General features: G+C 42.6%; 18 protein-coding genes and 2 tRNA genes. 11 read left to right on the forward strand and 9 right to left on the reverse strand.

The genetic code is table 11. The features are described from left to right. Positions 1 to 286: 286 nt before the first annotated feature. On the reverse strand, positions 287 to 1,813 hold the full coding sequence (locus NI389_RS02895; protein ID WP_208843562.1) for a fumarate hydratase: 1,527 nt from the start codon (positions 1,811 to 1,813) through the stop codon (positions 287 to 289). 165 nt (positions 1,814 to 1,978) lie between these two features. Here NI389_RS02895 and pabB point away from each other — a divergent pair, with 165 nt between their 5' ends. The 3 genes from pabB (at position 1,979) to NI389_RS02910 (ending at position 5,363) form a co-directional block, all read left to right on the forward strand. Then, complete coding sequence (gene pabB, locus NI389_RS02900; protein ID WP_308361487.1) at positions 1,979 to 3,316, forward strand: aminodeoxychorismate synthase component I; 1,338 nt, start codon at positions 1,979 to 1,981, stop codon at positions 3,314 to 3,316. A gap of 25 nt (positions 3,317 to 3,341) precedes the next feature. Then, positions 3,342 to 3,905 (forward strand): CoA pyrophosphatase, encoded by a 564-nt coding sequence (locus tag NI389_RS02905; RefSeq protein ID WP_308361488.1) that lies wholly within the window; start codon positions 3,342 to 3,344, stop codon positions 3,903 to 3,905. 81 nt (positions 3,906 to 3,986) lie between these two features. Continuing rightward, positions 3,987 to 5,363 (forward strand): L-serine ammonia-lyase, encoded by a 1,377-nt coding sequence (locus NI389_RS02910; protein ID WP_308361489.1) that lies wholly within the window; start codon positions 3,987 to 3,989, stop codon positions 5,361 to 5,363. A 41-nt stretch (positions 5,364 to 5,404) separates the two neighbouring features. Here NI389_RS02910 and cysB read toward each other — a convergent pair whose 3' ends face one another. Further along, the gene (gene cysB / locus NI389_RS02915) at positions 5,405 to 6,382 is read right to left on the reverse strand and encodes an HTH-type transcriptional regulator CysB (RefSeq protein WP_208843566.1); all 978 of its coding nucleotides are present in this window, start codon (positions 6,380 to 6,382) and stop codon (positions 5,405 to 5,407) included. 308 nt (positions 6,383 to 6,690) lie between these two features. On the opposite strand from cysB, the gene NI389_RS02920 reads away from it, so the two are divergent. After that, positions 6,691 to 7,449: a hypothetical protein gene (locus tag NI389_RS02920; RefSeq protein WP_308361490.1), complete on the forward strand. Its 759-nt coding sequence runs from the start codon at positions 6,691 to 6,693 to the stop codon at positions 7,447 to 7,449. Positions 7,450 to 7,475: 26 nt separating this feature from the next. Here the strand turns inward: NI389_RS02920 and NI389_RS02925 are convergent, their stop codons facing one another. After that, positions 7,476 to 8,768: an NCS2 family permease gene (locus NI389_RS02925; RefSeq protein ID WP_308361491.1), complete on the reverse strand. Its 1,293-nt coding sequence runs from the start codon at positions 8,766 to 8,768 to the stop codon at positions 7,476 to 7,478. A 120-nt stretch (positions 8,769 to 8,888) separates the two neighbouring features. On the opposite strand from NI389_RS02925, the gene NI389_RS02930 reads away from it, so the two are divergent. The 3 genes from NI389_RS02930 to NI389_RS02940 all read left to right on the forward strand — a co-directional run bounded on the left by NI389_RS02930 (position 8,889) and on the right by NI389_RS02940 (position 10,366). Next, a complete protein-coding gene (locus NI389_RS02930; protein WP_308361492.1) occupies positions 8,889 to 9,356 on the forward strand; it encodes a sel1 repeat family protein in 468 nt (155 codons plus the stop codon). 121 nt (positions 9,357 to 9,477) lie between these two features. Then, positions 9,478 to 9,912 (forward strand): SulA-like leucine-rich domain-containing protein, encoded by a 435-nt coding sequence (locus NI389_RS02935; protein ID WP_308361493.1) that lies wholly within the window; start codon positions 9,478 to 9,480, stop codon positions 9,910 to 9,912. A 1-nt stretch (position 9,913) separates the two neighbouring features. Then, the gene (locus NI389_RS02940) at positions 9,914 to 10,366 is read left to right on the forward strand and encodes a YchJ family protein (protein ID WP_308361494.1); all 453 of its coding nucleotides are present in this window, start codon (positions 9,914 to 9,916) and stop codon (positions 10,364 to 10,366) included. Between the two features lie 274 nt (positions 10,367 to 10,640). Here NI389_RS02940 and NI389_RS02945 read toward each other — a convergent pair whose 3' ends face one another. Then, on the reverse strand, positions 10,641 to 11,153 hold the full coding sequence (locus tag NI389_RS02945; protein ID WP_308361495.1) for a VC2046/SO_2500 family protein: 513 nt from the start codon (positions 11,151 to 11,153) through the stop codon (positions 10,641 to 10,643). 112 nt (positions 11,154 to 11,265) lie between these two features. On the opposite strand from NI389_RS02945, the gene NI389_RS02950 reads away from it, so the two are divergent. Together NI389_RS02950 and NI389_RS02955 are read left to right on the forward strand one after the other, a co-directional pair. Then, positions 11,266 to 11,350: transfer RNA gene (locus NI389_RS02950), tRNA-Tyr, on the forward strand. Positions 11,351 to 11,374: 24 nt separating this feature from the next. Then, a tRNA-Tyr gene (locus tag NI389_RS02955) sits at positions 11,375 to 11,459 on the forward strand. A gap of 44 nt (positions 11,460 to 11,503) precedes the next feature. On the opposite strand, the gene NI389_RS02960 is transcribed toward NI389_RS02955, so the two are convergent. Then, positions 11,504 to 12,163: a M48 family metallopeptidase gene (locus NI389_RS02960; protein WP_308361496.1), complete on the reverse strand. Its 660-nt coding sequence runs from the start codon at positions 12,161 to 12,163 to the stop codon at positions 11,504 to 11,506. 88 nt (positions 12,164 to 12,251) lie between these two features. On the opposite strand from NI389_RS02960, the gene NI389_RS02965 reads away from it, so the two are divergent. After that, positions 12,252 to 13,232: an ion channel gene (locus NI389_RS02965; RefSeq protein ID WP_308361497.1), complete on the forward strand. Its 981-nt coding sequence runs from the start codon at positions 12,252 to 12,254 to the stop codon at positions 13,230 to 13,232. Positions 13,233 to 13,275: 43 nt separating this feature from the next. On the opposite strand, the gene NI389_RS02970 is transcribed toward NI389_RS02965, so the two are convergent. Further along, a complete protein-coding gene (locus tag NI389_RS02970) occupies positions 13,276 to 13,902 on the reverse strand; it encodes an HD domain-containing protein (protein ID WP_308361498.1) in 627 nt (208 codons plus the stop codon). Positions 13,903 to 14,022: 120 nt separating this feature from the next. On the opposite strand from NI389_RS02970, the gene NI389_RS02975 reads away from it, so the two are divergent. Beyond that, the gene (locus NI389_RS02975) at positions 14,023 to 15,213 is read left to right on the forward strand and encodes a class I SAM-dependent methyltransferase (protein ID WP_308361499.1); all 1,191 of its coding nucleotides are present in this window, start codon (positions 14,023 to 14,025) and stop codon (positions 15,211 to 15,213) included. A gap of 50 nt (positions 15,214 to 15,263) precedes the next feature. On the opposite strand, the gene NI389_RS02980 is transcribed toward NI389_RS02975, so the two are convergent. The 3 genes from NI389_RS02980 to hrpA all read right to left on the reverse strand — a co-directional run bounded on the left by NI389_RS02980 (position 15,264) and on the right by hrpA (position 20,105). Then, positions 15,264 to 15,554, reverse strand: a complete 291-nt coding sequence (locus tag NI389_RS02980; protein WP_308361500.1) for a PilZ domain-containing protein — start codon at positions 15,552 to 15,554, stop codon at positions 15,264 to 15,266. 9 nt (positions 15,555 to 15,563) lie between these two features. Next, positions 15,564 to 15,959, reverse strand: coding sequence for a response regulator (locus NI389_RS02985; RefSeq protein ID WP_372588612.1), 396 nt, complete (start codon positions 15,957 to 15,959; stop codon positions 15,564 to 15,566). A 258-nt stretch (positions 15,960 to 16,217) separates the two neighbouring features. After that, positions 16,218 to 20,105, reverse strand: coding sequence for an ATP-dependent RNA helicase HrpA (gene hrpA, locus NI389_RS02990; protein ID WP_308361501.1), 3,888 nt, complete (start codon positions 20,103 to 20,105; stop codon positions 16,218 to 16,220). Between the last annotated feature and the right edge of the window lie 2 nt (positions 20,106 to 20,107).

Below are 20,107 nucleotides of genomic sequence, written 5' to 3' on the forward strand. Positions count from 1 at the left end.
TACCCTGAGGGTAGCGCTGAAATTCCGATGACTCTAACATTAACTGTTCTCTCTCGCCACAAAATGAGATGATAAATCCCCCTAAAAAAGAAAAATGAAATTATTAATGCAAGCTTATTGAATATTACAAATTAACTAGTCTTCATTGATTATTTCGAAAGAGATTTTTAACTAAGAAATTTAGCGTTCAGGTATGACTTGTTTACGTTTACGTAAACGAACAGTGTTTTGTAAGATTATTTGTACAAAAAAGCGCGGACATTGCCGCGCTGATAAAAGTCGTTTATTAGCGAAGTTTTTCGTCTAATTCTTCGATTTTCGCTTTCCAAATTGCAGGGCCTGCGGTGTGAGCATTGTTACCATCGCTGTCTACAGCCACCGTCACTGGCATATCTTCTACTTCAAATTCGTAGATTGCCTCCATACCTAAATCTTCAAAGGCCACAACACGCGCTTTTTTGATAGCTTTAGATACAAGATAAGCCGCACCACCTACAGCCATAAGGTAGATAGATTTGTTTTGTTTAATCGATTCAACTGTTGCTGGACCGCGCTCTGCTTTACCTATCATGCCGATAATGCCCGTTTTTTCAAGCATCATGTCTGTGAACTTGTCCATACGAGTCGCTGTTGTTGGGCCTGCCGGACCTACGGCTTCATTACCTACCGCATCAACTGGTCCTACGTAATAGATAAACTTATTGTCGAAATCGACACCTTCAGGCAACCCTTGACCTGAGTTAATCATATCTTGAAGACGTTTATGCGCAGCATCACGACCCGTTAGGATTTTACCAGTAAGAAGTACCGTCTCGCCCATCTTCCAATCGAGCGTATCTTCTTTTGTTAGCGTATCTAGGTTCACACGGCGTGTATCTGCACCCACTTCAAATGTGAGCTCTGGCCAATCTTCAACTTTCGGTGCTTCAAGATTCGCAGGACCTGAGCCATCAAGCGTGAAGTGAACATGGCGAGTTGCAGCACAGTTCGGGATCATCACAACAGGTTTAGATGCGGCGTGTGTCGGTGCCGTTTTGATTTTTACGTCGACGACCGTAGTTAAACCTCCAAGACCTTGAGCACCAATGCCTAACTTGTTTGCGCGCTCATAGATTTCAAGACGAAGCTTTTCTTCCGCCGTTTCTGCACCACGCTCCATCAACTCATGGATATCAACAGGGTCCATTAAAGACTCTTTAGCAAGTACCGCTGCTTTTTCTGCAGTACCGCCAATACCTATGCCGAGCATACCTGGTGGACACCAGCCTGCGCCCATCAATGGCAATGTTTTTTCAACCCACTCGGCAACGTCATCAGAAGGGTTAAGCATAACCATTTTAGTTTTGTTTTCAGAACCGCCGCCTTTCGCTGCAATCATCACTTCAACTTCAGCACCAGGCACCATATCGATGTGTACAACTGAAGGCGTATTGTCTTTCGTGTTTTTACGACTACCAGCAGGATCAGCAACAATAGATGCACGCAGCGGGTTGTTTGGATTTAAATATGCGCGGCGAGTACCTTCATCAACCATTTGTTGAACAGTAAGGTCTGTTTTATCCCACTTTACGTCCATACCGATTTTCACGAAACACGTTACAATTCCCGTATCTTGACAAAGTGGACGACGACCTTCGGCAGACATACGCGAGTTAATCAAAATTTGGGCAATTGCGTCTTTCGCCGCTTTGCTTTGTTCTTTGTTGTATGCTTTTTCTAACGCTTGGACAAAGTCGAGAGGGTGATAGTATGAGATGTACTGAAGTGCATCTTCAATGCTGTCGATAAAATCTTGCTGACGAATAACGCTCATATCGATTCCTTAATTGCCGACATTTGGTCAAGTAACTTGTACCAATGACGCTTGAGTTAAACTTCCACAGTAGCGAATTGAACAGATGACTGTCACTACTATGGTAAACGGTGTATTTATGATACCCTCCTCGCCCGTTTCGAGCTAGTTTTCGGGTTGAAGTAAATGATAAATGAGCACATCCAAGTAATCCCATTAGACATTTCGCTATCTACGGACGATTGTTTTGATCATTTTGCCGCGCTTCCTTACGCGGTATTACTCGATTCAGCCGGTGCGTCACACTCAAATAGTCAATTTGACATCATCGTATCGTGGCCGGAACACGTTATAACAGCCAACCAAGGCAGGTTCTATAGCGATGATGAAGAAATAGTCAACGTTCACTCAGCAATGAACGAGCTACTTTCACGCTATTGTTCGAGCAATCGCTCTTCTTTGCCCTTTGGTGGCGGCTGGGTTGGCCATTTCTGTTATGACCTAGGTCGATATTTCGAAAAAATGCCCGAGCTCGCCGAGCGTGATATTGATTTCCCAGATATGTCTGTGGGCCTTTATCCTGATGCATTAATCTTCAGTCACGTTGAACAGAAATGGTTTTACGTACACCAACCGAAGACCAATCGTTTGGCGCGCTTTATGTCACAGTTGCACGCTGAAACAAACCACGCGTCATTCCAACTTTCGTCATCATGGACGTCTAACCTGCAATTCAATGACTACCAAGCACGATTCGAGGCAATTCAAGCGTACTTGCGCAGCGGTGATTGTTACCAAATTAATTTAGCACAGCGGTTCAACGCAGTTTTTGGCGGTTCACCTTGGCTTGCCTATCGAAAATTACGCGCGTCAAATCAAGCGCCATTTTCTGCTTTTATTAATCATCCTAAAGGCTGTGTGTTGTCTGTTTCACCTGAGCGATTTATCAAAGTTGATGATCGAAAAGTCGAAACCAAACCCATTAAGGGCACTTTACCGCGCGGCAAAACACCTCAAGAAGACCAAGCACTTTCGGAGCAATTACGACAATCACCAAAAGACCAAGCTGAGAATGTTATGATAGTCGACTTGCTAAGAAACGATTTAGGTAAAGTTGCCAAACCAGGTAGTGTTGAAGTGCCGAGCTTGTTTGCTATTGAAAGTTTTCCTGCTGTACACCATTTAGTAAGTACCGTTACTTCCATGCTTGCTGAGGGCTTTACCCCTATCGACCAATTGTTTGCTGCGTTTCCAGGTGGTTCTATTACAGGTGCTCCAAAAATTAGGGCAATGGAAATCATTGAAGAGCTTGAGCCGCATCGTCGAAGCATTTATTGTGGTGCAATCGGCTATGTTAGCGCCTGTGGTAAGATGGATACGTCAATTACTATCCGCACGCTTATCGCAACCAACAATAAACTATATTGTTGGGCTGGCGGCGGTATTGTTGTTGATTCCGAGTGCCAAAGCGAGTACGAAGAAACGTTACATAAGGTCAATAAAATCTTGCCTGTACTAAAGTAAAGTGCGTTTATAACAGGAGAAGCGATTGCGATTTGCAGAATTTGTGTCTCGATTTTTGCTCTACTCACAAGGTGGAGTACATTCATATCCTCCCATGAAGCTACGCCAAAGTGCCGTATTAGTACCTGTCGTAAATATTGACGAACAAGCCCATTTATTGCTGTGCAAACGCCCAACTTATCTCAAACATCACCCCGGTCAAATCTGTTTTCCAGGCGGAAAAGTGGACCCTGATGACCTGTCGGTTGTTCACACTGCGCTTAGAGAATGTCACGAAGAACTGGACATACCAGTAGAAAATGTAACGATTCTGGGCCAAATCGAGCCCATAGATACAGCCACTGGATTCTCAATCAGTCCAGTTATTGCCACGTTGAATTGGCCGCTATCCATAACACCCAATCCAGGTGAAGTTGAAGCTACCTTCTTGATTTCTATAGAAGAAGCAATGAAACCATCTAATTGGTCTCAGCTCCAAGTGCCTGTCAAACATCGAACCATCACCGTGAACGGCAAGATGACTGAGCAGGGACTCCTTTGGGGAGCGACCGCCAAAATCATACACAACTTATTTGAACGCATTACCTAATTACCCCCAGTAGCTAGTTACAACGGATTGTATACACGTTATGATGTGTCCCCCGTTCTTAGGTAATGTTGAGTAATATTTATGATCAGCGCATTCGACATGTTCAGTATCGGCATTGGGCCGTCCTCGTCACATACAGTGGGGCCAATGCGTGCATCTCGTTTGTTTGTAAAAGATCTTCAAGCATCTGAATTGTTTGATAAAGTAACGTCTGTACGAGTTGAACTATTCGGTTCACTTGGACAAACTGGTATTGGCCACGGTTCAGGTAAAGCAGTTATTCTAGGGTTGGCTGGTTTCGATCCGGAATCCATTGATGCAGACGCCGTTCCAGATATTCTTGATAAAATTGAACGCGAACAAATGATCTATTTGGATCAAACCAATGCGGTTGATTTTCCAAAGCAAGGTGCGATTGTTTTCCACCGTCGAAAAACGCTCCCTAAACATTCGAATGCAATGGAACTACAAGCGTTTGTTGGCGAAGAAATGGTTCATAGCCAAATTTACTATTCCATTGGCGGCGGCTTTATTGTGCGCGATCAGGACTTTGAACAAGAAAAGCAAGCCGCACTAGACGTCCGAGAAGAAAATCCAGCACCGTTCCCGTTTAACAACGCTACCGAATTACTTTCTCTGTGTAAAGAATCAGGTTTGAGTGTTTCTTCTCTGATGATGCAAAACGAAAAAACCTTGCGCAAAGAAGCCGATATTAAAGAAGAATTGTTTAACATTTGGCAAGTGATGAAAGCATGTATAGAGCGTGGGATCCGAACAGAAGGCATTTTACCGGGTGGCTTAAAAGTTAAGCGTCGTGCGCCAAGTTTGTATTTAAAACTTAACGTTGAAAACTCAAACGATCCGTTAAGAGCAATGGACTGGGTTGATCTATTTGCACTGGCGGTTAATGAGGAAAATGCCGCTGGTGGTCGTGTTGTAACAGCTCCTACAAATGGTGCTGCGGGTATCCTTCCGGCAGTATTGATGTATTACCACACGTTTATAAAAGAAGTAGACCGCGAAATTGCGACTCGTTATCTACTATCTGCAGCGGCTATTGGTATTCTTTATAAAAAGAATGCGTCTATCTCTGGTGCTGAAGTAGGTTGTCAGGGTGAAGTTGGCGTAGCTTGCTCTATGGCTGCAGGCGCACTAACTGAAATTATGGGTGGTAACGCGACTCAAGTGGAAAACGCTGCGGAAATAGGCATGGAACACAACCTTGGTTTAACGTGCGACCCAGTGGGTGGCCTCGTTCAGGTCCCCTGTATTGAACGTAATGCCATGGGCGCAGTAAAAGCCATTAATGCTTCACGTTTAGCAATGCGCGGCAGCGGCGAACAAAAAGTATCTTTAGACAAAGTTATCAAAACAATGCTCGATACGGGTAACGATATGAAGACGAAGTACAAAGAGACAGCTCGTGGTGGACTTGCGGTTAACATTATCGAATGTTAATTCTTTAAATGATAAAAAAAGCTGGCTTCGGCCAGCTTTTTTTATTTTAGTGGTAACTCAACATCCTTGAAAAGATTGTCGACGTCTTCTTGGCTGCGCATTAGGCTTGCCCTCTCGACCACATCTTTTGTTAAATGCGGCGCAAAACGCTCAATAAAGTCATACATATACCCGCGTAAGAAACTACCCTTTCTGAACCCAATTTTGGTCGTGCTCGCTTCAAACAAATGACTCGCATCAATACATACGAGGTCACTGTCTTTTTCTTTATCTACGGCCATTGACGCGAGTACACCAACCCCCAAACCTAAACGCACATAGGTTTTGATGACATCCGCATCTGTCGCAGTAAACACGATATGCGGCTCTAATCCATGTGCATTAAATGCTTTATCAAGTTCAGAACGACCTGTAAAACCAAATACATAGGTTATTAATGGGAATGCGGCCACATCCGGTACGGAGATATTCTTACCTTTTTGCGCAAGTGGGTGGTCTTTCGTGACAACAATACTGCGATTCCAGTGGTAGCACGGCAACATGATAAGGTCACTGTACAAATGCAAGGCTTCCGTGGCAATGGCAAAATCGGCATCTCCACGAGCGGCTGCATCTGAAATTTGCTGCGGCGTACCTTGATGCATATGCAATGACACTTTAGGGTATTTCTTCATGAACCCTTTAATGACTGTGGGTAAAGCATAGCGTGCTTGAGTGTGTGTGGTCGCAACGTTAAGCTTGCCTTGGTCAGGCAACGTATGTTCATTTGCCACAGCTTTAATACTTTCAACTTTTGAAAGGATTTGGCGCGCAATATTGATAATCTCATTGCCCGCCCCTGTTACGTGGGTCAAATGTTTACCACTGCGGCCAAAAATTTGTACACCAAGTTCATCTTCTAACATACGAACTTGCTTGGAAATACCGGGCTGAGAGGTGTATAAACTTTCCGCCGTTGCAGAGACGTTGAGATTGTGGTTCAATACTTCAACTATATATTTAAGTTGTTGTAATTTCATAGTTTATAGTCTTTTTATTATTACTATTGCCAAGGTGGTACATCACCGCTGCAACGAAATGATCTAAGCAGTGTTACAATGTTAAGCCTGCTTAGTAATGAGCACAGAGGTAGTAAGGCTAGCACAATTCCTGTCGAACAGATAGCCGTCTACTCCCTCATTTAGCGCTAAAAATAAACTATCAGCTATAATAAAAAATGATGAAATTGTTTGGTATTTTTGGACTTATATCGGAATTATGTCCACAAACGCATTTATTCATGTAAGATGAAAACATACCACGAAGTTGTTAATAAAGAGATTGGGTTATGATTGTTACGGTCATCATTATGCTGATTGTTGCACTCATTGTGATTGCTGTTTGGGTCAGTGCGATTCAACAACACAAAGAGAAACAAGAAGCTGAGCGCCGAAAAGAACTCGCAAAACAAAAAAAAGTAATCGAAGAGTCTGAAGATGTCATCCTGAATGCCAGCAATATTCCGATGTCTGAAACGATAGTCCGTATAATTCAAAGAAGAGTCCACGACGCACTTGCTGTCATGGTTGAGCTGTCGCCGACTTCACGAGAATTGAAAAACAGATTACATGAATCAAAAGAGCGTATTTCTAGCAGTATTGATGGTGCTGACGCTGAACGATTAGTGATGCCAGACAATGACAAGCAAATTATTGCGCTTGTACAAGGCATCAAGAAATTGCGACAAATCCTGCGCTCGGAACATTCGAAAGGAAAAGTTGATACTCAAGTCTTCGTAATGGAAGACAAACGTTTAGAAAAGTTACAACTGCGTATCAATGTCGAATCTCAAATAAAGCGCGGTCGCTCAGCTCGTGCGGCTAATATGGTTGGTTCTGCACGACAGTATTTCGAGAAAGCGTACGCCACAATTTGTAGCGTTACGTATAACGATGAATACGTTTCCGAAAAACGCGCTGAATTGGAAAAATATTTGGAAGAAATCAGCGTTGAATTGAAAGCGTCTAACGCTTCGTCTGTTAAGAAAAAAGCAGAGCAAGAACGCGACGATTTAGATGTACTATTTGCACCGAAGAAAAAGTGGTAAAAACCACTTTTTCTCCTTCAGATTGATTACATAGTTAAAGCGAACTTCACAATAAACAAAATCGACAAAATCCACACGCTAGAACTCACCTCACCCGAGCGTTTACACAAAACTTTAATCGCTGTGTAAGAGATAAACCCTAGAGCAATACCATGCGCTATTGAAAACGTCAGCGGGGTCATCAGCAGTACAACACTTACTGGTATTGCATCTGTCATGTCATCCCAATTAACGAATTTTAAGTTCTGCAACATCAATACAGCCACATACAAAATCGCGCCGGCAGTTGCATAGGCAGGGACCATATAGGCTAATGGCGCAAAAAACATCATCGCAAGAAAACAAACTCCAACAACGACAGCTGTAAGTCCTGTTTTTCCACCCACAGACACACCAGCTACCGATTCGATGTAAGATGTCGTAGTAGAAGTACCTAACGCAGCACCTGCAATTGTTGCCGTGCTGTCTGCTGACAAAGCACGACCTAGTCTTGGCATATGCCCTTCACTATCCGCTAACCCCGCTTTTTGGGACACCGCAACTAGCGTCCCCGAGGTATCAAACAAGTCAACAAATAAGAACGCGAATACCACGCTCAACATGGACACGTCCAACGCAGCAGCAAGGTCCATTTCAAGAAACGTTGGCGTAAGCGAAGGAGGCATATCAAAGACCCCTTTGTACTCGACAAGACCTAAACTCAGTGCGATTAAGGTGACAAGAAAAATACTGATAAGTACACCACTTTTCACATCACGAAACAGTAGTCCCGCAATAAAAAAGAAGCTTAGAATGGCGAGTAAGGGACCTGCCTCAGTAATATTACCAAGCTGAACGAACGTGGCAGGATTTGAGACAATGATCCCGGCGTTTTTCAAAGCAATTAGCGCTAGAAACGCGCCGATACCGGTGGCAATCGCTTGTTTGAGCACAAGGGGTATGGCTTGAATAACCCATTCTCGTATTTTAAATAGACTTAAAATAAGGAATAAACAACCAGATACGAACACAGCCCCCAATGCCGCTTGCCATGTGTATCCCATACCCATTACAACACCATAAGTAAAAAATGCATTTAGGCCCATGCCAGGTGCTAATGCTAAAGGGTAATTAGCCCAAATCCCCATAATAAAACAACCAATCGCAGCAGCCAAACACGTCGCAACAAATGCGGCACCATGATCCATGCCTGCTTCCGCTAACATTGCTGGATTAACAAAGACGATATAAACCATTGTAATAAATGTGGTTAAGCCTGCAATTACCTCGGTTTTCACGGTGGAACCTTGAGCTTTTATGGAGAACACGCGTTCGAACATCGAAATCAGCCTATAAATTAGAAACAAGTGTTTGGATTTTAACATAAATCGAATTTTAAATAGGACAAAAACAGTAAAAATCGACTAAACTATCTACAGAGTAAATGGTGAAGAATGACTATGCACAACAACCCTTTTGAAAGCAGTAATAGTGCGGACTTAGAGCAACAATTAAATAATGTCTTATCCTTTGTCGTTACAGGACAGGAATCTAGCGCCAACGATGCACAGTTTACAGAACAAACACCGTTGAATAAGGGCCTTTACTTTCTTCAACAAAAGCAATTCCCGCTGGCAGCAAAGTGGCTAAGATATGCAGCAATGTCCGGTGATAATAAAGCTCAATTTTATATGGGGCTGCTTTTCGTAAAAGGTCAGGGTGTACCGCAAAGCGTATATCACGCCGTAGCTTGGCTAAGTTTGGCAAAAAGCCAAGGTTATGATGCCGCAAAACCAATATTACAAGATCTGAAAACCTACATATCAACTCGCCGTTTCAAAGAAGCCGAATGCTATGCTGCTTCACTGTATGAACAAATCCATCAGTTACATTTTTTTGGCATACTAAAAGATAAAGAAGAAGTTTAAAATCAATAGGTTATAAACTTGCCGATATTAAATTGGTTAAATTTTGTAAAATACTACTTGCCTTAAATAACTGTATAAACTACTGTATGTAAATACTGTATAAAAACCCAGTGAGTAGAACATGCTTCAACCAATTTCAATTACACAAGTAAAAAGTTACCGTTCTGAGAACGAAAAACCTGTACAAATCATCTACACCGAAGATGAAATTTCAGCTAGTTTAGAATTGCTAAAAGTACTACACACGTGTAACCAAAAGCACGGTTGGACATTGCTCATTGCGCCAGACAACGTGCCAAATAAGATGATGCTGCAATCATGCTCTATAGATTCAAGTAAACTGCTGGTGATCAGGCAAAAGCATTTGGTAAACTTACCTTACGTTCTTAATTCAGCTCTTCATAACGGTAACTTTGCTGCGGTGATCACTTGGACTGATATCTTAAAACCGAGTGAGTTAGAAACTTTGCATATCTCCCCTAGTAATAAAACTCAGCTGTATTGCTTCTCAAGAGAGGCGCAGCAAGAAGAATTGAAACCGCTTATTATGTGTTAATATGAAATGTAACTGTTGTTCAAACAAAAACTATGACAATTGTTGTGGTCGTTTTCATCGTAAAGAAGCCACACCAGATACGCCTGAGCAATTGATGAGGTCACGTTATGCGGCTTATGCGCGTGGTTTGGCTGACTATATATTAGATACTTATGCTGCCGAAGAGCAGGAAAACCATAGTATTGAAGATATTTCTGAGTTTGCTAATAGCTGCCAGTTTGTACGATTAGAGATTATTAACAGCCTGACGAGTAACCAAGTTGAGTTTAAGGCCTATTACTTGTTCGATGGAAAATTAGGGGCGCTGCACGAACGTTCTAATTTTGTACAGGAAGGTGGTCGCTGGAAATACCGCGATGGGGAGTTATTTCCTCATACAGAGGTTAAAATTGCTCGAAATGACCCTTGCCCATGTGAAAGTGGTAAAAAGTACAAGCAATGCCATTTAAAATAGTTGCTGTATATTGGTTAGAAAGTTACTCAATTTTAGGGTAACTTGAATGCCTAATTCGCCGCTCTTCCAACATTGAATGTAGACGAACACAAAAAACGTCTACCCCACTAACCAGTTCGTTAGTCCCTAAACAAAGCCCTCCATACAGCCTATTAAAGCTATACTATCACCTTTATAGTTATGTCTATTAGTCTATCGATTATAGGGCACGGTATGAGAGGCTGGGCTACTTGCATAGCAAAACGCAAAGTACTCATCTTTGTTTCTGAGACGACTAAGCAACTGCATTTAACATCGCTTCGTGCTCACCAGTAGCGAGTTGGTCGTAAAAGCCAGCAGCATCCATTGGAATCGCATTGTTATACGCTGCTGTTTTTTGAATTTTTCTTCTAACTGCTAATTCACAGTTATCCAGTACATTGAGTGGGATATGTTTCTTATCGTCTCTTACAGCTAAAGGCTCTGGCATCAGACACTCTTTCAAGTGCATTGCAGTCATACCAAAGTGCTGGACGATGAATGCGTTTTCTTCACTGACTAACATATCAAACATTTCAGGTGCAAGAGGCTTCTGAGGACCAATTTGCAATTCTTTTTTAAGCGCAGCTTCACTTTTGTCGCTTGCTTCTACTTCACTTGTCGGAAGATGAAATTGTCCAAAATCTAAGGCATCTTGAGAAAGCATAGACAGCATCATAGCAAAATCACTACGACGGCCCTGATGGACCGAATGATTAAGCGCCGAGTCTAATTGAGTTTCCCTGATTAAACCTTGTTCGATTTGCATAGTTAGTAATCATTTATTTCAACAACATAGAATTTATCGGCCTTTTTTCATTTTTCTTTAGTTTTTTTCTTTACATAAAAAAAGATTTTGATACTATGCATCCCGTTGCTGAGGAGGGGTTCCCGAGCGGCCAAAGGGATCAGACTGTAAATCTGACGGCACTGCCTTCGATGGTTCGAATCCGTCCCCCTCCACCAACATCCTACAGCGACACACAATGTGGAGGAGTTCCCGAGCGGCCAAAGGGATCAGACTGTAAATCTGACGGCACTGCCTTCGATGGTTCGAATCCGTCCTCCTCCACCACCCCCTCTCTGTATGAGAGGTTCAAAAGTAAACTCACCTCAACATCAAACTAATTTAGCCCAACATCTTATTTCTTTGTTTGCTTTTTCGTGTTCTGGATAGTGTTGACTGACTAAAGTCCAAAAAGCCTTACTGTGATTCATATGAGTACGATGTGCTAGTTCGTGGACAATGACATAGTCAATTAAAGACTCTGGTAAACAGGCAAGCTTTGAATTAAATGTTAGACGACCTTTACTGTCACAACTTCCCCAACGAGATTTATAGTATCTAATTTTCACACTTTGAAAATGAGTATTCATTCGTGAAGCCCAGTACTTCAACCTCAAATCAAGAAAACGTGCAAGCGATTCACAGTAGATTTTTTCTAGCTGTGTATTTAGGTTCAAAATATCGTTTTCTGAAACGGTCAAAACACGGGTCTCAGGACATAAATTAGGTATAAGGCATGAACTGGCCATCACTATGCTGTACCGAGTACCGTTCAAATAGAAAGATTCCGATTTTTGACGCAATTCGGCATGAAATAGTCGCTCAGATTCTCGCTGCTTTTCTATCACCCAGCTCGCCTTCGAATCTAACCAAGCAACAAGAAATTGATGGTCTACATTCTTTGGTGCGTAAACATTAACCTGACCTTTAACAATTTTTATCGCAACAGATTTACGACGGCTGCTGAGCTTTAATTGATATGAAAACGACATTTCAACTCCAAAAATACGTTGAATCGCATTCTACCTCATAAAATTACTGCTAACCTTATAAGACAACGATATTTATTAGGTTGTTTAAATGGAAAATAAACCGCAATGCCGATATGTATCACCCGATGGTCACTCCTGCAGTGAAATAGATATGGGGTCCGGTTTTTGTTTTTGGCATGACAATAAGTTTGATAAAAGCGGGCTTGAGTTAACACATAAACTTGAACGCTATGCCAAACGTGGCGGCTTACTCCATGGTTTAGAATTGAAACGCGTTAATCTTGAGGGATTAAATCTAATCAACATCGACAAAAATATTGGATATGACCTCTCGTATAGCAATTTTTATCGCGCCAACTTACGTGGAGCGCATCTTTTTAATAATACAATTCGACATGCCTCACTCATGAAAGCGGATCTACGTGAGGCCAATCTACATTGCACTGATTTAAAAGACACAAATTTACTTGGCATTAAGCTTGATAATACGAGAATCGATAACATCGATTTAGGACATGCTCTTATCCAAGAGAAACATGGTAAATCCGCCAAAGAACAAGGCAACTTGGCCGAATCTTTGGACATGTATCAGCAATCAGAGGAAATTTATCGAATTTTGAGAAAAGGGGCTGAACAACAAGGACTGTTTGAGATGGCTGGTAACTATTTGTACCGAGAGTTACAGATGCGGCATGAGCAATACCCTGTCGGCTCAAAAAAATGGCTATTTTCTAGCTTTAGCGATTTCTTCTGCGGTTATGGCGAAAAGCCTGAAAATGTAATCCGCTTCTCTCTAGGTATGATCTTTTTTTGTGCGCTGTGTTATTTCATGTTGGGAGTAAGCTTTCAAAGCGAGATCATTGTTTTTGATGCTGACCAAACTTGGCAACATAACTTAAATGCACTACTAAACAGTTTTTATTTTAGCGTCGTGACCTTCACAACTCTTGGGTATGGTGATATTACGCCGGTAGGTGTATCTCGATTTATCGCTGCGGTCGAGGCGTTCACAGGCAGTTTTACATTAGCACTGTTCGTTGTGGTGTTTGTAAAACGCATGACTCGATGAATTACATTGGTCATGTTTTCACGCATGACCAACAAGTGTCACGTTAGCCAATCTCCGATGCGAGCTGCTCTAAGAAGGCATGCATGTATTGTGTACGACGCTGTGCTTCTTCTTTCGCTGCGTTAGTATGCATACTATTTTGAATTTTAAGCAGTTTGACAAAAAAATGATCTAATGTATAAAGTTTGTCGTCTGGTTCGCGAGTCTTGCAAAAAGGATCTTTAGGATGATACACATGACGGGCAATAGCACCTCCAACTTTCATACAGCGGCTGATCCCAATTGCGCCAAGCGCATCCATTCTGTCCGCATCTTGTACAATCTGAGCTTCTAAGGATTCTGGCATTACATTGGCACTAAAACTATGGGCAACAATGGCGTGATGAATCGCTGGGAGTTTAGATTCCTCATAACCAAATTGCTGTAAAAAATCGGTCGCCTTGTCTGCAGCTAACCTTGATGCAATTGCACGATTAGGGTGATTTTTGGGCACAGCCACACAGTCATGTAACCATGCAGCCGGAATAACAACATCAAGATCGGCATTTTCTGCTAAAGCTAATTTTTTGGCCACCGCAACAACCCGCTCAATGTGCGTGATGTCGTGAGCAGTATCCGCAATAGCAGTCCCCAAAATAAACGATTTACAGGCTTGTTCTAAACTTTCCATCACTTTCCTCAATCAGTTGCATGTACAATCTACCGATCCCTACTTTGAAACTCAAGGTAGATTTGTATGTTGGGCCAACCTTAACTACAATGCGTGCAATTTTATTCTTTAGGTGTATCTATGTCTTACGCTATTTATCTTGAACCTGGCCGTGAAAAATCACTCAAACGCAAACATCCATGGGTGTTCTCAAAAGCGATAAAAAAAGTGAAAGGTAAACCAGGCATCGGTGACACCGTAGAAATCTACAGTAACGATGGACAATACCTTGCAACAGCGGCTTACAGCCCAGAGTCTCAAATCCGTGCAAGGATCTGGACGTTTAACCAAAACGAATCTATTGATACCGATTTCTTCGAACGAAAATTCAAGCAAGCGCTTGATGCGCGTCAATATGTCATTGAAGAAGGTGGTTTAACCGGTTTTCGTCTAAGTGCCGCAGAGTCCGATGGTCTTCCAGGTATCACAATCGATAAATTCCAGAATGTCATCGTGTGTCAATTATTGAGTGCAGGTGCAGAACGGTTCAAGGCAAACATCGTTGAAGCATTAAGACGTATTTTTCCGGATTGCGTTGTATACGAGCGCTCTGACGTCGATGTCCGTAAAAAGGAAGGTTTGGAGAAAGTAACGGGACCATTACACGGCAGTTTGCCGTCAGCGCCCGTTATAATTCAAGAAAACGGATTAAACATTGAGGTCGATATCGAAAACGGCCACAAAACGGGCTTTTATTTAGATCAACGCGATAGTCGCGCTGCACTTGAGCGTTTTTCAAAAGACAAAGACGTCTTAAACTGCTTTTGTTATACGGGCACTTTCTCACTCTATGCGCTTAGAGCTGGATGCAAGCACGTAACGAACGTCGACGTTTCAGAACAAGCGCTTGCTATTGCGAAACGCAACGTAGAACACAATAACCTTGACCTCAGCCGAGTCGATTTTGTAAAGCAAGACGTCTTTAAGTTATTGCGTCAATATCGCGAGGAGGGCCGTTTGTTCGACACTATTGTTATGGATCCGCCAAAATTCGCGGAGAGTAAAGCTCAGTTAACCGGTGCGTGTCGAGGCTATAAAGACATTAATATGGTTGCAATGCAAATTTTGAAGCCTGGTGGCACGTTACTAACGTTCTCATGCTCTGGGTTGATGGACCAGAACCTATTTCAGAAAGTAGTAGCGGATGCAGCGCTTGATGCGGGGAAAGACCTATTGATAATGGAACGTTTAAACCAAGCTGCGGACCATCCGATTGCAGGGAATTACCCTGAAGGGTTCTATTTAAAAGGCCTGATTTGTAAAGTCTATTAAAAAAGGAGCTGCGGCTCCTTTTTTATTCACTCGACTTGCGATAGCGTTACTTAATTGAATTTGCTGATCTCAACACCCACAATATATTCCCCATCACCTTCTTGTGTTACCCTCAAAACTCTTGCATGAGCACTGAGTGGCGGTGTTGTGCTACCGGATGAGTCAATATACACCTCAAGCATCGCATTTACTTCAACTGGTTCTGAGACTAAGAGCGACATGCCTGTCGCACTTAAATCCTGACAATGAGCTTGAAGCTTCTGTCCTGTATCAAGTACCGTAATCGTCGCTTGCGTATTAACGTTCATGCGCATAAAGCGGCGTTTGTCTTCGTGTATCATGGCTCACTCCTATACGACCTTTTTAATTTTTTCTAATAAAGATTGCATCGAGAAGGGTTTTACCACATAGGCATCGCATCCAGCTTCAAATCCAGCACGTTGTTCTTGTTCTGATTCGAGCCCTGAAACCATTACGACTGGAATGTCTTTAGTTTCTGGCGTGTTTTTTAGCATACGGCAGGTGTCATAACCATCTAATCCAGGCATACACACGTCAAGTAGAATTGCATCGGGTGGATTTGCAATTGCACTTGAAAGGCAACTTTTACCCGAATTTGCATAACTTAACTCAAAACCGTCCGCCAACGCAGCTGATAACATTTCAAAATTGAAGTACTCATCATCAACGACCAAAATGTGTGGCACTTTTCCTTTTGATTTCTGCGACGGCATAGCTGTTGCCATTTCCTTTTCCAATCCCAATTTCATCCTCACTAATAAATTATAGGTCTGAGCCTAAAAAGCAAGCACATTTTTTAGCCAAAAATGTTCTGCCAACTAAATTCCTTTTAAAAACAATCTTACCAACTCGGTTCTTTAACTAAACCGCGCAAATCCCCACCCGCAAAAGATGCATCCGAAGTCAAACCACCTTGAATGGTGCACCTGATATTACCTTATGACTCTCAACAAAACGATGAAGTTCAGATTCCTATTCACGGGTTAAATCACCACATCTTTGATGGCATTTTGGATCCGCTTTGCCGATATAGGGTACGCCGTCCCCAACGTTTGGGCAAATAGTGACACCCTTAATTCCTCTTGCATCCAAAATATCTCTGAGACTGATGCAGGCATAGGCATTCCTGCCGGTAACTTCGCGATTAGTGATTTATAGCCCTCAGCGACCTTATCCAATTCCAAAACACATAATCTATCTTTATTAGGGTCGACCGGCAGTTTCTCTAATCGCTTTTCAATCGCTTTAAAGTATCTCAGCAAATCCGTAAGTTTATCCGCACCATGGACACTTACAAATCCCTTAAATATCAGGCGCTCTAACTGAGATTTGATGTCACCATGCGCCGTTATCATCGTTAAATCTACTTTGCCTTTCATACGTTTGTTGATTGCATGGGCAATACTCAGCACTTGCTCAACTTTCATTGCAACATCTACCACAACATCACCTAACTCACCGCGGATCAGCTCTTTAGCTTGATTGAACGTCGACTCGTCTCTGATTTCGTCATATTGGGACAGCAATTTATCGACACCTGCGGATATACAGTCATCGATCAGATCTTGTACTTTTCCAAATGGATTAAAATACAAACCAAGCTTTGCTTTATTCGGCAGATGTTGTTGTAAGTACTTTATTGGCGATGGAATATTTAAAAGCACAAGCCGGCGAAGCCCTAAACGATGCGCCTGCTCTGCTTTCAGCGGATTATCAAACAGCTCAATTGCAGCTGAATCTTTTTTATCCACCAGCGCGACATAAGCTTTAACCTCATACAAGCCCTGCTTCTGGCTGTATTCAGCAGGTATTTCACCAAACTGCCAATCTGTGATCCCCTGCTTTTCAATACCCGGCTCCGCTACACGAGATAGTGTGTCACTTACTTTATGTTGTAACTTATTTTTAAGGCCCGCAATATCATTTCCATGTGCAAGCACGCTACCTTTCTCATCAACAACTTCAAATTGAATACGCAGATGAGCGTCCAACGTACCTAGGTCCCATGCATCTTCAGGTACTGTAACTCCAGTCATTCGATGCAATCGCATGGTAATCGCTTCGATAAATTTACCTTGCATAGGTGTTATCGATGCTAACACAGCGTCCGCATAATTCGGTGCTGGTACAAAATTACGACGTAGTGATTTTGGCAACGATTTAATCAATGCACACACTAGTTCATGTCGAAGTGCTGGAATGTGCCAATCGAAGCCGATGTCTTCCACCTGATTCAAAAGTGCGATAGGTATAGATACCGCTACCCCATCAAGTGCTTTACCCGGCTCAAAATGATATTGGAGCGGTAACATTAAATTACCTTGCTGCCACACATCAGGGTAAGACAATGTCGTAATGTCTTCTGCGCCGTGCTGCATGAGCATTGCGAGGTCCATTTTCAGTAGATTGGGCTGCTTTTGTTTTACACCTTTGTACCATTTGATAAACGCGACTCGTGTATTCACATCCGCCGGTATACGCTCATCGTAGAAAGTAAAAAGCTCATCTTCGTCCACCAAAATATCGCGGCGACGGGCTTTATTTTCTAACTTGTGGATTTCCTCTACTAAGTTTTGGTTGTGAGCTAAAAAGTCTTCATTTGACCCCAACTCTTGATTAACCAGAGCCTCTCGAATAAATAGTTCTCGACAAAGTGGTACATCAATTTGGCTGTATATGGTTCTTTTTCTTGCGACGAGGATCAAACCAAATAGCGTTTGCTGTTCAAACGCAATAACCGCTCCTTGTTTCTTTTCCCAATGAGGCTCGCTATAGCTTTTTTTAACTAAATGTTGTGCAAGTGGCACTATCCATTCAACATTAATGCGCGCATTCATTCGAGCATACAATTTACTCGTTTCAACCAGCTCCGCTGACATCACCCATTTAGGTGACTTCTTAAATAAGCTGGAGCCTGGGAAAATATGAAACTGGCTATTTCGAGTTCCTTTATAATGTTGTTTTTCATCTTTGAAGCCAACTTGCGTTAACAGGCCACTTAGTAAGGCTTGGTGAATTCGTTGATAATCCGCAGGTTGTTCATTAAGCTTGAACCCCATTTCTTCACAGATGGTCGATACTTGATATACGATATCTTGCCACTCACGAACACGCATATATGCAAGAAAATCCTGCTGACACATTTTTCTAAACTGGTTGCGCGTTAGGGCTTCTTGCTGGGATTCTAAGTAGCTCCACAGATTTAGAAACGCAATAAAATCTGAATCTGGATCGTCAAATCGCGCATGCTTTTCTGTTGCTGCACCCTGTCTTTCTTGGGGGCGTTCTCTTGGATCTTGGATAGACAGCGCTGCAACTATCACGATGACTTCTTTAAGCACGCCAAGCGCGTTCGCACTCAACACCATTCGCGCTAAACGAGGGTCAATAGGTAAACGGCTTAATGAGCGACCCATTTCGGTTAAAGAGACCGAAAATTTGTCTTTACCCTGCTTAATCGCTTCAAGTTCTTCAAGGAGCAACATACCATCGGTAATATTACGGCTGTCTGGCGCTTGCACAAACGGAAACTTGGTCAATTCACCAAGTCCCAGCGATAACATTTGCAAAATAACAGACGCAAGATTGGTACGAAGAATTTCTGGGTCCGTAAACTGTGGCCTACTATTGAAATCGTCTTCAGAATATAAACGAATACATACACCCGCCGCGACACGACCACAGCGCCCCTTTCGTTGGTCGGCACTCGCTCTAGAAATGGCTTCGATAGGAAGTCTCTGCACCTTTGTACGATAACTGTATCGGCTAATACGTGCAGTACCTGGGTCAATTACATAACGGATCCCCGGCACCGTCAACGATGTTTCGGCTACGTTCGTTGACAAAACGATACGACGCTGACTGTGGGCAGCAAAGATCCGATTCTGTTCACTATTAGAAAGGCGAGCATACAAAGGAAGTATTTCAACGCCTTTCAAATTGCGTTTACTCAGCGCATCCGCTGTATCTCGAATCTCACGCTCACCGTTCATGAAGATAAGAATGTCGCCAGGTCCCTCAGCGCACAATTCATCTACCGCGTCAAAAATGCCTTGTAGCAAGTCGTTTTCCGACTCCGCGCTTGTCGTGTCGATATCGGTAAGAGGACGGTAACGTACATCCACAGGATAAGTACGCCCTGATACCTCGATAATAGGCGCATTATTGAAGTGTTTAGAAAAGCGTTCAGGGTCAATCGTCGCAGACGTGATAATCACTTTTAAATCAGGACGCTTCGGCAGTAAATTTTTCAGATAACCAAGTATAAAGTCAATGTTTAGACTGCGTTCATGCGCTTCATCGATTATGATTGTATCGTATTGATTAAGAAAACGATCCTGTTGAATTTCAGCTAGTAAAATACCATCTGTCATCAACTTAACATGTGTAGTGTCTGAAACGTTGTCGCTAAAGCGTATTTTAAAACCGACACTTTGTCCTAATTCGCACTCTAATTCTTCAGCAATACGTGACGCAACACTTCTTGCCGCAAGTCGACGAGGCTGAGTATGGCCGATATAGCCATTGACTCCACGCCCAAGTTCAAGACAAATTTTGGGCAACTGCGTGGTTTTACCTGAACCAGTTTCACCAGCCACAATAACCACTTGATGGTTTGCAATCGCTTCTTTTATGTCATCTTTCTTTTGACTGACTGGTAATGTTTCGGGGTAGGTAATTTTAGGTAAGGCAGCACGTCTGGCAGCACACACTTCTTGGCTTTTAAGAATGTCTAATTCTATTTTTTCCAACACATTTTTGCGTTTGGCTTCATCTTCAATACGCTCTGCACCTTGAATGCGCTTCTTGAAAATGAATTTGTCCTTGTTTAGACAGCTTGCTACTGCTCTTTTTAGCGAAACTCCGCTCACCA

Origin of the sequence: Pseudoalteromonas xiamenensis, assembly GCF_030994125.1 — a bacterium.
Classification (GTDB): Bacteria; Pseudomonadota; Gammaproteobacteria; order Enterobacterales; family Alteromonadaceae; genus Pseudoalteromonas; species Pseudoalteromonas xiamenensis_B.